This window comes from Paraburkholderia sp. RAU2J (genome assembly GCF_003634845.1).
GTDB lineage: Bacteria > Pseudomonadota > Gammaproteobacteria > Burkholderiales > Burkholderiaceae > Paraburkholderia > Paraburkholderia fynbosensis.
Genome location: NZ_RBXG01000002.1, coordinates 2231448 through 2243799 on the forward strand (window position 1 = coordinate 2231448; position 12352 = coordinate 2243799).

At 64.9% G+C, this 12352-nt stretch carries 11 protein-coding genes; all 11 read right to left on the reverse strand.

Going from position 1 to position 12352, the window contains the following annotated elements; genetic code table 11:
• Positions 1-73 precede the first annotated feature (73 nt).
• Positions 74-1216: a porin gene (locus B0G69_RS27415; RefSeq protein ID WP_199731357.1), complete on the reverse strand. Its 1143-nt coding sequence runs from the start codon at positions 1214-1216 to the stop codon at positions 74-76.
• 99 nt (positions 1217-1315) lie between these two features.
• Positions 1316-1951 (reverse strand): carbon monoxide dehydrogenase subunit G, encoded by a 636-nt coding sequence (locus tag B0G69_RS27420; protein ID WP_121322768.1) that lies wholly within the window; start codon positions 1949-1951, stop codon positions 1316-1318.
• Positions 1948-2865: an NAD(P)-dependent oxidoreductase gene (locus tag B0G69_RS27425; protein WP_241991558.1), complete on the reverse strand. Its 918-nt coding sequence runs from the start codon at positions 2863-2865 to the stop codon at positions 1948-1950. Before B0G69_RS27425 ends, B0G69_RS27420 begins: the two co-directional genes overlap by 4 nt.
• Complete coding sequence (locus tag B0G69_RS27430) at positions 2856-5207, reverse strand: xanthine dehydrogenase family protein molybdopterin-binding subunit (protein WP_121322773.1); 2352 nt, start codon at positions 5205-5207, stop codon at positions 2856-2858. Before B0G69_RS27430 ends, B0G69_RS27425 begins: the two co-directional genes overlap by 10 nt.
• Entirely contained in the window at positions 5200-5688 is a 489-nt protein-coding gene (locus tag B0G69_RS27435; protein WP_121322775.1) for a (2Fe-2S)-binding protein, read from the reverse strand. Before B0G69_RS27435 ends, B0G69_RS27430 begins: the two co-directional genes overlap by 8 nt.
• A gap of 7 nt (positions 5689-5695) precedes the next feature.
• Positions 5696-6568, reverse strand: a complete 873-nt coding sequence (locus tag B0G69_RS27440) for a xanthine dehydrogenase family protein subunit M (RefSeq protein WP_121322777.1) — start codon at positions 6566-6568, stop codon at positions 5696-5698.
• A 4-nt stretch (positions 6569-6572) separates the two neighbouring features.
• Positions 6573-7667 (reverse strand): sn-glycerol-3-phosphate ABC transporter ATP-binding protein UgpC, encoded by a 1095-nt coding sequence (gene ugpC, locus B0G69_RS27445; RefSeq protein WP_121322779.1) that lies wholly within the window; start codon positions 7665-7667, stop codon positions 6573-6575.
• 12 nt (positions 7668-7679) lie between these two features.
• Positions 7680-8561, reverse strand: coding sequence for a carbohydrate ABC transporter permease (locus tag B0G69_RS27450; RefSeq protein ID WP_121322781.1), 882 nt, complete (start codon positions 8559-8561; stop codon positions 7680-7682).
• 2 nt (positions 8562-8563) lie between these two features.
• Positions 8564-9478, reverse strand: a complete 915-nt coding sequence (locus B0G69_RS27455) for a sugar ABC transporter permease (RefSeq protein WP_121322783.1) — start codon at positions 9476-9478, stop codon at positions 8564-8566.
• Between the two features lie 7 nt (positions 9479-9485).
• A complete protein-coding gene (locus B0G69_RS27460; RefSeq protein ID WP_121322785.1) occupies positions 9486-10817 on the reverse strand; it encodes an extracellular solute-binding protein in 1332 nt (443 codons plus the stop codon).
• 473 nt (positions 10818-11290) lie between these two features.
• Positions 11291-12067, reverse strand: a complete 777-nt coding sequence (locus B0G69_RS27465; protein ID WP_241991484.1) for a TetR/AcrR family transcriptional regulator — start codon at positions 12065-12067, stop codon at positions 11291-11293.
• Positions 12068-12352: the final 285 nt, after the last annotated feature.

Sequence of the window (12352 nt, forward strand, 5' to 3'; positions counted from 1 at the left end):
GGGCGGCGCGGCCGCAGCCGGCGCCAACCGGTGCGGAACCCGTGCTGTCACGGATGGCGCCGCTATGCCGCACTCAGAAGCTGTGGCGGATGCCGATGCGCACCGCGACCTGGTTCGCGGTCGTCGAAGGCGTCAGGTAAGTGAGATCCGCGACTGCCGCATGGCCGGTCGAATCGACTCCACTCGCGCGTTGCCACGCGACCACCAGATACGTGAACGTGCGCTTCGAGAACTGATACTGGGCACCCGCCGCAAGCTGGTTGTAGTGGGCGTGCGGCGCCGACGTGTAGTCGTACGTAAGGCCCGTCATGACCGCCGGCGTGAAGTAATGCGCAACGAACGCCTCGTACGATGCGAGCGTCGCTGAACCACTGAACGTGGTGCTGGCGGTTGCGACCGCATCATTGAACGCAGTGTTCGTGTAGGTCGCGCCCAAGGTCGTGGTGCCGAGCGTGTAGTTCGCGGCCGCGCCCAACGTGCGCATCGAATGCGCGGTCGCATAGCCGCTGTAGATCGGGTTCGTGACCGGGTTCGTGAACGGACCGCCGGGCGTCGCCGCGGCCCCGCCGTCGAAGCGCGCGACCGCCGGGTTGTTCACCTGCAGAAACGCAGCGGCAACCTTCAGCGGCCCGCTCGCATAGCTCGCGCCGAAACCGTACTGTTGCGATGTGCCCACCGCGCCCGGCACGCCGCCGAAGCTGTACAGCGCACCGGCCGACAGACCGCGGTAGACCGGACTCACGTACTTGATCGCATTGCTGACCGGATACGAGCCCCAGATCCCATCGACATCGCCCGCGTGCGACGTGAGGGAGCCGCCGAACAGTTGCGCGGAGCTGAGTCCCTGCAGGTTGGTTACCATGAAATCGTACTGGCGGCCGAGCGTCAGCGTACCGTAGTTGTCGCTCGACAGGCCCATGTACGACTGACGGCCGAACAGGCGGCCGTTGTACCCGAGCTTGCCACTGTTCATGTCGAACCCGCTCTCGAGACGGAACACGGCCTTCAGCCCGCCCCCCAGCTCTTCGTTGCCGAGGAAGCCGAATTTGCTGCCGCCGAGCCCACCGCTGAACGTTTGGTAAGCCGCGTGGCCCGCCTGGTTGCTGGTGTACGTAATGCTGTTGTCCGCGACGCCATACAGGGTGACACTGCTTTGTGCGAAGGCGGCATCCGAGACGGCCGCCAAAGCAACAAGGACTACTAATTTCCTATTCATCAATGCCCTCTTCAAAAAGTAAATGGAGCCCACCAAACGGATCAACGACTGCGAAACCCGGGACTAAATCCACGATGAGACTTATACTGCCGGCCCCAGCTAGATCGAATGCCCGACCAGAAAACCGATCAAGAGACCCGCGAAACCGGCTGCTGTAGCGACCAACCACGGCGACCAGCCTAGCCCGATGGGTGGCACTGGGCTGGGCGCCCGCTCGCGCGTGGAGGGGGCGGCTGGCGCGGCGCCGGGAACGACTTCGTCCGCCACCGGCGCTTGCTCCACCGCCGGTGCAACGCTATGTTCGATATGCGCGCTGAAGGCTCCGAAGAACGACTCGAGGTTCTTCGCCGCAGCCGACTGGATCAGCCGGGAGCCCACGCTCATCAGCTTGCCGCCAATCTCGACGTCGGCCTCGTAGCTGAGCAGCGTCGTGTCGCCCAGGCCTTCGAGTGTCACCCGCGCGGTCAGCTTCGCGAAACCCGCGGGACCCGCATTGCCCTGGCCGATGATCGTGTATGCACGCGGTGGTTCGAGATCGGCGAGTTCAACCTCGCCGCGAAACGTCGCCGCAGCGGGGCCGACACGAACTTGCACCGTCGCTTCGAAATGACACTCGTCGCGCATCACGAGCGCCTTGCAGCCCGGCAGCGTCGCCTTCAGCACCTCCGGGTCGTTCAGCGCAGCCCACACCGCTTCCGGGGATGCGGGCAGCGAGCAACTGTCAGCAAACTTCATTGCGCGCCCTCCTCGTCATAGATTTTGAAGAGCGCCTGGGTGCCCGAGCTCGCGTGGCCGGCGTCGGCGAGTTGTCCATACAGACGGCGCGCGAGTTCAAGAGCCGGCAACGCGCGGCCCATGTCGCGCGCTTCCTCCGATGCGATGCGCATGTCCTTGATGAAATGCTCGACGAAGAAGCCCGGCGCGAAGTCACCGCGCACGATGCGTGGCCCGAGGTTGTTCAGCAGGAATCCGCCCGCCGCACCGCCGCCGATCGCGCTGAGAACCGTATGTGGATCGAGGCCAGCGCTCTGCGCATACGCAAGCCCTTCGCAAACGCCGAGCATGGTCGACGCAATCACGATCTGGTTGCACAGCTTCGCGTGCTGGCCGGCGCCCGGGCCACCCTGCATCACGATATTCGCGCCAAGGCAGCGCAGCATCGGCTCGACGCGCGCGAGCACCGGCGCGTGGCCACCGATCATGATCGACAGCCGTCCCTCGCGAGCGCCGACGTCACCGCCGGACACCGGCGCATCGAGCATGTCGATGCCGCGCGCAGTCGCGTGGCCGGCCATCTCGCGCGCGAGCGCGGGGCTCGACGTGGTCATGTCGATCAGCACCGCGCCGGGCCGTGCATGCGCGATCAGCCCGGCCTCGCCAAGGTACAGCGCGCGCACGTCGGCCGGCATTCCGACGATCGTCACAACGATCTCGGCAGCGGCGGCGAGCGAGGCCGGCGTGTCGTGCCAGTGCGCGCCTACCGCCAGCAATGGCTCCGCTTTCGCGCGCGAGCGGTTATACACATGCAGTGGATAGCCGGCTGCGGCGAGCCGGGCGGCCATCGCGCCGCCCATAATGCCAAGGCCGATGAAGCCCACCGCGGGTTGGGTTGAAACCTGATTCATGTCAGTTCGTCCAGTCAAAGCGATTCGCGCAACAGGTCGCGTACGAACATTGGCGTCAGCGGATGCCGTTCGACGACCACACCGAACGGCGCGAGCGCGTCATTCAGCGCATTCGTAACCGCGCCGAGCGCGCCCATCACGCCGCCCTCGGCCATGCCCTTGATACCTGCCGCAGTCGAGCGGCTTGGCGTATGCATCGGGATGATCTCGATCTCAGGCAGTTCGGTTGCCGTCGCGATCAGGTACTCGGCAAGCGAGCCGGTGGTGTTCTGACCGGTCTCGTCGTAGATCACCTCCTCAAACAACGCGCCCGAAAGGCCCATCGCAATCGCGCCGTGCTGCTGGCCCTCGACGACTGTCGGGTTCAGCAATGTTCCGCAATCCTCGGCGATCACATAGCGCGCGATGTGCAGCGCGCCAGTCGCCACGTCAAGCTCGACTTCGCACGCGTGCGCGGAATTGGAGTACGTCATGGCCGGCGGGTCGTAGGTCAGATGAAACTCGAGGCCAGGCGAGAGTCCCGGCGGCAGCGACGTCGGGTCCATGTACGCCTGCCGCGCAATGTCAGTCAGCGTGAGCGCGGTGCCGTGCCAGGCATCGCCTTCGCGTTGCTCGATGCGGCCATCGGCGAGGCGCAGCGCCGCGGCGGGCACGTCAAGTCGCGTGCTGGCGATGGCGAGCACCTTGCGCCGGGCGTCCTGCGCGCACAGAAACAGCGCGCCTCCGCCGGCAGTGCCGCTACGCGCGCCGCGGCTGCCCATCCCGTATGGCGCGATGTCGGTATGACCCATGTGGATGCGGACTTTCGACGGCTCGACGCCGAGCCCTTCGGCGACCGCATTTGCCATCGCGCTCTCGTAGCCCTGGCCGCTCGGTCCAAGTCCGACTGACGCGTTAACGATGCCGCTCGGCTCAATCCGTATCCAGCTCGCCTCGTGACCCGAACCGGGAATTCCGGCAGCCTTGTAGAAGCGCGAGCCGTAGGTGGTCGGCTCGACGACGTTGCACAGCCCAAGGCCGAGATAGCGCCCGCGTGCGCGCGCGTCGCGCTGGCGCGTGCGAAACCCGGCGTAGTCGACCGCCCGCAGGACCGCCTCGAAGGTTTCCGTTGGCGTGATATCGGCAAGCGTTTCGCCGGTCGGCGTCCGGTACGGCAGTTCCTGCGGAGCAATCAGATTGCGGCGGCGGACCTCGACCGGATCGAGTTCGAGTTCGCGCGCGATCGCGTCGATCGTGCCTTCCATCACCCAGCTCGTGATCGACATCGGCGCGCGCATCGGCGCGTTGCCGCATTTGTGGCTGAGCACGATCTTCACGTCGAACGCGTAGTGGTCGAGCCGGTACGGCCCGCTCAGGATCATTGCGACGACGCGCGCCAGGTAGTTCGCCGGAAAGAAGCAGTACGCGCCGAAGTCCTCGCGCATCTCGAGCGTGAGCGAAAGCAGTGTGCCGTGCTGATCTACTGCCGCGCGCGTGCGGCAGAAATCCTCGCGCGAATTCCCGGCGGCCGTCAGGTTTTCGAGCCGGTCCTCGCGCCAGCGCACCGGTCGTCCGAGGTGGCGCGCAAGCGCCGCGACCGTCAGCTCCTCGCGATACAGTGCAATCTTCTGACCGAACGAGCCGCCAACGTCCTGAGAGATCACCGTGACCTGCGACTCGTCGAGCGCCAGACGCGCCGCGAGTTGCGTGCGCAGTGGATGTGGTACCTGCGTGCCGATATGGAAAGTCAGATGCTTGCGGCCCAGATCCCACACCGCCGCGCAGCCGCGCGTCTCGATCGGCACATGGGTCTGTCGTTGCTGGCCGAAGCTCGCTTCGACGATGCGATAGGCGGTGGCCTCAACCCCGGCGGGATCGCCGTGCGTGAACGTCTGGTGCGAGACCAGGTTGCCGGGCACCATCGGATCGATCTGCACCGCGTCGGCCTCAAGCGCCTGCCACATGTCGGTCACGGCGGCCAGCGCGTCGAACTCTACCAGCACCTGTTCGGCCGCATCCTCGGCGATGTAGCGGTCCGCCGCGACGACACACGCGACCGGATCGCCCTGGAATCGGACGATCTCGACTGGCATCGTCTCGATCTCGACCGGCAGCAGTCCTTCGATCGGGGGCGCGACGCGCAGCGGCCGGGTCCACTGCGCAAGATCGCGGCCGGTCACGACCGTGACGACGCCGGGCATCGCGAGCGCCGCGCTCGCGTCGATCGACACAATGCGCGCGTGCGCATGGGGCGAGCGCACGAAACAGACATGCAGCGCGCCCGGAATCTCGATGTCGTCGAGATAGCGCCCGTGGCCAGTCAGCAGCCGGTAGTCCTCGGTGCGAGGCACCGGCCGGTTCAAGTAGCGAAAGTCCGCCTCAGACATCGACGGCCTCCGCGCGCAGGCGTTCGGCCGCCAGCATGACCGCGCGCACGATGTTCTGGTAGCCGGTGCAGCGGCACAGATTGCCGGAGAGCACGTCGCGCACCTGCGCTTCAGTAGGCTTCGCGTTCTCGCGCAAATACGCCTCGAACGTCATCACGATGCCCGGCGTGCAGAAGCCGCATTGCAGCCCGTGGCATTCGTGCAGTGCCTGCTGCAGCACTGATAACTGCCCGCCAGCCGCAATCGATTCGATCGTCGTAATGGGCACGTCGTCGACCTGCACCGCATAGGTCAGGCACGCGCGCACGGGCCGCCCGTCGACATGCACGGTGCATGCTCCGCACACGCCGTGTTCGCAACCGACATGCGTGCCGGTCAGCCGGCAGTCTTCGCGCAGCACGTCCGACAGAAGTTTGCGAGGCTCGCAGCGCACGTCGTACAACGCACCGTTGACCTGGAGATGAATCGCCGTCTTTTCCATAAATCGTTCAGATGTCCTGCAAGGTGTACCTGCTGGCGCGCGCGAGTGCGCGCGCGCTCAGCGCATGGACCAGCTCGCGCCGATACGCAGCGCTGATCCCCGGTTGGTCGTGTGGATCGATCGCCGCGGCCACGCGTTCGGCAACGAACGCAATCGTCGCGTCGTCGGCAGTTGCGCCGATGAAGTTCGCCGCGACGTCATCGAGCGACACCGGCACGTCGCCAACGCCGCCCACGCCGATCCGCAAATGCGTGAAGCGTCCCGCATCGACGATGGCGCTAACCGCGCATGCGGCAATCGCAAAGTCCCCGTGGCGACGGCTGAAAATCTCGAAGCCGTGGCCCTCGTCGGGCCGCGCGCACGGAAAGCGCACGGCGGTGACGATCTCGTCCGCTTCGAGCGCGGTCGTCATCGCCGCAAGCAGGAAATCCGCGGCCGCGATTTCCCGCGTCCTGCCCGGGCCGGCCACCTCGATGCGCGCGTCGAGCGTGCGCACGATCAGCGGCAGCTGTGCGGCCGGGTCCGCGTTCGCGAGGCTGCCGCCGAGCGTGCCACGTTGACGGATTGCGTAGTGCCCGACCGTTGCGGCCGCCAGCGCGAGCAGCGGGCATGTGTCGCGTACAAGCGGGCTGGTCGCGAGCTCGTGGTGGCGCGTGAGCGCGCCGATCCTGAGGGTGCTGCCGGTGCGCTCGATGCCGGCAAGCTGCGGCAGCGCATTGAGGTCGACCAGATGCGCGGGCTGCGCGAAGCGCATGTTCATCATCGGCCCGAGCGACTGGCCGCCGGCGATCACCTTCGCGTCGAAACCGTGCTCGGCGAGCAGCGCGAGCGCATCGTCGAGCGAGTGGGGCCGGTGGTATGAAAAAACGGATGGTTTCATGGCATCACACCGCGAGATTGGTGCCGCTTGCCTGATCGAACAGATGCAGCCGACGCCGGCTAACGGAGATCGACACGCGCTCGCCGACCGCGAACGAGCGTTCCTTGCCTACGCGGAAGAACATCTGATGATCGTCGCTGCACAGGCCGATGAACTGATCGGAACCGACCGGTAGCAGCGACGTGATCTCGCCGGTGATCCGACAGTCCCCGTCGTGCGCGTGCTCGTCGATATCCTCCGCGCGAATGCCGAGCGTGATCTCCTGGCCGGCGCGTGCGGCGAGTCGCCGGCGCGTGGCTTCGTCAAGTGCGAGCGACAGACCGCCGCGCCGAAAGCACAGCCCTGCGCCCGCGTCTTCGAGGACACCGTCGAGGAAATTGATTGGCGGGCTGCCGAGGAAGTTGGCAACGAACCTGTTCGCCGGCCGTTCGTAGATGTCATCCGGTGTGCCGATCTGCTGCACAACGCCCTGGCACATCACGACGATCCGGTCGGCAAGCGTCAGCGCCTCGGCCTGGTCGTGTGTCACGTAGACGAAGGTGGTCTGCATCGACTGATGCAGCGCCTTGATGCTGGCGCGCATCGACACGCGCAGCGCCGCGTCGAGATTGGAGAGCGGTTCGTCCATCAGGAACACCGACGGCTGGCGCACCATCGCGCGGCCCAGCGCGATGCGCTGACGCTGCCCGCCGGACAACTGGCCGGGCCGCCGCTCGAGCAGGTGCTCGATCTCGAGCGAACGGGCCGCTGCCCGTACCCGCGAGTCGATCTCGTGCTGCGGATACTTGCGCATGCGCAGCCCGAACGCGATGTTCTCATAGACGTTCTTGTGGGGATAAAGCGCATAGCTCTGGAACACCATCGCGACATCGCGCTTGTGGGCAGGCATGTCGTTCACCTCGGTGTCGTCAAAACGCAGGCTGCCTTCGGTAACCTCTTCGAGGCCGGCGATCATGTTGAGCGTCGTCGACTTGCCGCAGCCGGACGGCCCGAGCAGCACCAGGAACTCCTTGTCCCGGATTCGCAGGTTCAGGTTGTGCAGCGCTACATGCCCGTTGGCATAGCGTTTCGCGACTTGTTGAAACTCGATTTGGGCCATGTTTCGATCCCCTTATCCCTTGACCGCGCCGGCGGTCAGGCCGGAGACGATGTAGCGCTCGAACACCACGGCGATGATGACGGGCGGAACGATCGCGACGACGCCGGCCGCGTTGATGAACGAAAAGCTGGTGGTGAAATCCGACGTGAACGACGCGACGATGATCGGCACCGTCTGCGACGCGGCGGTTTGCGTGAACATGAGTGCGAAAAGGAACTCGTTCCAGCTCGTCAGGAAGGTGAACAGGATCACCGCGACGAGCGACGGCAACGCGAGCGGCAAAAACACCTTGATAAGCGCCTGGATCCGCGAGCAGCCGTCGACCCGCGCGGCCTTGTCGAGCTCGTCGGGTAGCCCCTCGAAATAGCTGAGCAGCATGAACACGCTGAACGGAACCGTCAGTGCGAGATAGGTAATGATCAGCGCGCCGACGTTGTCGAGCAGCCCGAGCTTGCGCACGAACAGGAAGAACGGCACGATCAATGCGATGTCGGGAATGACTCGTGTGGCAAGCATGAAGTACACCGACAGGTCGCGCCCGACGTAGCGGATTTTTGCCATCGCGTAGGCGGCCGGCACGCTGACCACGAGATTTAGCACGACCACCGCGCACGCGACGACAAGGCTGTTGCGCAGCGCCGGCAGCAGATACTGTGCGCTCGACGGCACGAAAGACGCATCGGCCGGCAGCGTGCCGGTTCCGGCCTGGACGATCGCGCGGAAGCTCGCGAGCGTCGCCGGGTGCGGAATCCAGTGCGGCGGAATCGAGGTGATGTCGGCCTCGCGCTGCAGCGAAGATGACACGAGCCATGCGACCGGCGCAAGCACGTAGACCAGCATCAGCGCCGCGGCGGCGAACAGTGCGATGCGTTTGGCAAACGGAGCGGATGACATGCCTAGAGCCTCCTGCCGAGCAGACGGATGATCGTGTAGGACATCGCAAACGTGGCGAGCGCTAGCACGTAGGCGACCGCCGCGCCGCTGCCGAACGACAGCTTGCGGAACGTTTCGACGTAGATGTGCCACGACAGCACGTGGGATGCGTCGGCCGGACCGCCTTCGGTCAGGATGAAGAACAGGTCGAAGTGACGGACCGCCGTCATCGCCTCGTAGATCATCACGAGCATGAAACCTGGCCGCATCGAGGGCAGCGTCACATGCAAGAAGCGGCGCAGCGCTGTCGCGCCGTCAACACGGGCGGCCGCGTAGAGGTCCGGCGAAACCGATTTGAGCGTGACGAGCAGCAGGATCGTCGCGAGCGGCACTTCCTTCCAGACGAACGCGTTGGCGATCAGCAGCAATGTCTTGTGCGTGTCGCCGAGCCAGACCATGTAATGGCCGATCACGCCGAGCTGCAACAGCAGGCCGTTCAGCGCGCCGTAGCCGGAGTCGTAGATCCACTTCCACATCAGGCCGTCGACAACGTACGGAATCGCCCACGGAATCAGCAGCGCGGCCGAGAGGATGCGGCGGCCGCGGAACTCCCGGTTGAGCAGCAGCGCGAAAAGCGTGGCGATCACCATGATCGCGAGCACTGACACCACCGTGAACCACACCGTACGCCCGACCGCGGCCCAGAAGTCCGGGTCGCGGAAAATCGCGATGTAGTTGCCGAGTCCGACGAAAGGCGCGTCCATGCGCGTCAGGTGGATGTCGAACAGGCTCGTCCACAGCGAATACAGCACCGGGAACACGGCGACCGCGAGCAGTACCACGAACATCGGCAGCAGCAGCAGCATCGCGCTGCGCTGGTCGGCCGCCGACACGGGGTGCCGCGCGAGCCAGCGTCGGGTTGGAGCAGGTGCACTCATCGCAACCTCAGGCCTGTTTGCTGAGTTCGGTCCATTTGCTGGCCGATTTCTTCAACGCCTCGGCGGCGCTCGACTGGCCGAGGATCGCGGCCTGCCACGCGCTGCTGTTGACTTCGTCCCACTCGCCGAACCAGCGCGTAATCACGTCCTTCTTGCGCGCGAGGTCCTGCTGTTTCTGGAACATCGCGAAGTCGCCGTACTTCTCATATGCGGCGCGCACCTGCGGATCGCTGAACAGCGGCTTCACGCCGAACGCGGTGCCTGTGTCGAGGAACATCGCCTTCTGGAACGCGTACTGACCGTCGAACTTCCCGCCGAACGCTTCGATCAGGCGTACCGCGTTCGCCGCGCGCGCGTGGTTTGCGCCGGCGGCCGCGCTCATCGCGTGCATGCGCATCCAGGCCACTGTTGCGTGCGAACCGTTCGGACCGGCAGGCATCAGCGCCTGCCTGATGTTTCCGGCGACGTGCGACTGGCGTGGATCGTTCAGCGCCTGGATCCGGTAGCGCGGCAGCAGCGCGAACGCGTGGTTGCCGGAGGCGACGGCCTTGAAGCCGTTCAGCTCGCCGAGTTCAACGCAGGCCGGCGACAGGATGTGGTGTTTGTTGACCGCGTCGACGATCCATTGCAACGAGCTGATCGCGCCGTGCTTCGGATCGTCCATCATGACGCGGCCGCTGTCGTCGACGAAGCGCCCGCCGTGCGAAAACACCAGCGACGACATGAACTCGATCAGCCAGCTCTCGCGCGCCATCGACAGCATCAGCGGGTAGTTCGACAGGCCGGCCTTCTTGATCTTCAGCGACTGGTCGACGAGTTCATCCCAACTTGCGGGCGGCGCGGAGATGCCGGCTTTCGCCAGCATGCTCGCGTCATAGAGGAACGCCATGTAGTCGGTGTAATAGGTCATCCCGTACTGATGACCCTTGTACCGCGTCGACTGCGTGCAGAAGTCCTGCACGTCGCTGTTGTACTTCAGCAGTTGCGGATATGCGTCTATTGGCGCGAGCCAGCCTGCGTCGGCCCACTCAGGCAGCCAGCCGTCGGAGACCCACAGCGCATCGACCGGCGCCTGACCGACGAACTTGGTGATCATCGCCTCGCGATACTGCGCGAACGGCAGGTTGTTGTAGTTGACCGCAAGCCCGGTTTCCTTCTCAAACGCCGCAACTTCGCGCTTGACCGTATCGACTCCCGCCGACCAGGTGTACAGATTAACGACGTCCGCGGCGCGTGCGCGCGGTAGTCCGCCGAGCATGCCGGCCGCAGCCAGCCCCGCGCCCGCGGAGATCTGCAGAAAACGACGACGACCACTGCCGAACTTCATCACTTCGCTCATGATTCGCTCCCGGCCGCCGCTGCGGCACCCCTTCTGGTGATGGTCAAATTTCCCTGACCGCTTCGGAGCGAACAATATTCACGTCAAAATAAATCGTCAATTGAAGACATAAATTCTTCCGCATCATCTGACACGACTGAGAATTCGACAAGTCAATTCAATTTATTGTTAATTTTCAAATGCTTATGTCATCGCCTAGCCGGGGACTCTTCCATCATTCTGATGCTCCATACGACGTCATCCGACGACAAAAAGGGGCTGAGTCTGGCACTTCGGGCATCATGGCCGGTCTCGCTGCCGGCGCGCGACGGAAGATTTCGCGTTGCGATATCAGGTGGAGTGAGCGGGCGGCGTTGCAGCGACTGCAGCGCGGCCCGGGTGTCAGGATCAGCGGGAGGAGCGACGTCGGCGCAGCACGGCGCGCGGTCTGGAGGTTGTGCGTCGCGCCGCTTTGATGGCGTGCGGCGGGTGCGTCAGGCGGCCTGCAGCGCTGGCAGCAGCGCTGGAACGCTGGCAAGAAACGCCCGCACGTTCATCGCGATCACGTGTTCGGCTGGTGTCGTATTGTCGTTTGCATAGACGCGGCGGCGGATTGCCAGGTGCGACACCGCGCCGTGCAGCATCCAGCCGATCTCGGTCCGTTCGTCGATGTTCGTTGGCACGCCGCGTCCCGCGTCATGCGCGGCCTCGGTGACAACGATCTCCAGCGCGTGCGTGACCACCGCGTTGGTGTAGGTCGGCGCCATACGCAGCCCCGCCAACGACGAGTAAAGGAACAGTCGCAGCCAGCGGCGCGTCAGCAGCGACTCGTAGTATTCGCGGTAGAACGTGACGAGGCGCATCTCCAGCGGCACGCTGCGATCCTTCAACTGGACGAACCACATCGCTTTGAACAGGCCGGCGACTTCGCGGTTGTAAACCTCTTCGATCAGCGCGGCTTTGCTCGGGAACAGACTGTAGAGCAGCCGCTGCGAGACCCCGCAGGCGTGCGCGATCGCGCGCGTCTGGGCGTTCAGGCCGTGCTCTGAAAAATATTCGGCCGCTTTCGCGAGCACCTGTGCCTGCCGCGCCGCGCGGGGCAGCCGTTGTGGCGCCTTCCTGGATGGCCGTTTTGCTGGAGGCCGCGCAGGGGCGGCCTGGTTTGACATTGTCTGGCTCTCCTCAGTCTTTATCCCCGGTTTCGCACGATATCCGGTTGTCGATTTCATGAATGTTCCATGTTCTGCTCGCGCACACTTCCACGGGCGCAAATCGTCGCACGACGACTAGTGTTTTGCAACGGTTTAGCGCAGCGCCGCCTGGTTTTGACGCGCATCGCGTTTCCGCGCCCGTGGCGATTCGCGCGCGGCGGTGGCCGGCGTGCCGGCATGTCGCCTTCAATTATCACTGAGTCGGCCCGAAGCTTCGTTCGCGTTGCAATTTGGCTTGCGAAGGATCGGTTTTCAGGTTAATTGAGCACGTACAGCGGCGCTAGAGGGGATCCCGGCGGCACGTAAAAAAGCCGGCAGTGGGGCTTGGCCCGCTCACCGGCTTCG

Coding starts and splice junctions, on each gene's coding strand:
- B0G69_RS27415 (WP_199731357.1), bottom strand. CDS start 1,216: ATGAATAGGAAATTAGTAGTCCTTGTTGCTTTGGCGGCCGTCTCGGAT.
- B0G69_RS27420 (WP_121322768.1), bottom strand. CDS start 1,951: ATGAAGTTTGCTGACAGTTGCTCGCTGCCCGCATCCCCGGAAGCGGTG.
- B0G69_RS27440 (WP_121322777.1), bottom strand. CDS start 6,568: ATGAAACCATCCGTTTTTTCATACCACCGGCCCCACTCGCTCGACGAT.
- B0G69_RS27455 (WP_121322783.1), bottom strand. CDS start 9,478: ATGAGTGCACCTGCTCCAACCCGACGCTGGCTCGCGCGGCACCCCGTG.
- ugpC (WP_121322779.1), bottom strand. CDS start 7,667: ATGGCCCAAATCGAGTTTCAACAAGTCGCGAAACGCTATGCCAACGGG.
- B0G69_RS27430 (WP_121322773.1), bottom strand. CDS start 5,207: ATGTCTGAGGCGGACTTTCGCTACTTGAACCGGCCGGTGCCTCGCACC.
- B0G69_RS27450 (WP_121322781.1), bottom strand. CDS start 8,561: ATGTCATCCGCTCCGTTTGCCAAACGCATCGCACTGTTCGCCGCCGCG.
- B0G69_RS27460 (WP_121322785.1), bottom strand. CDS start 10,817: ATGAGCGAAGTGATGAAGTTCGGCAGTGGTCGTCGTCGTTTTCTGCAG.
- B0G69_RS27435 (WP_121322775.1), bottom strand. CDS start 5,688: ATGGAAAAGACGGCGATTCATCTCCAGGTCAACGGTGCGTTGTACGAC.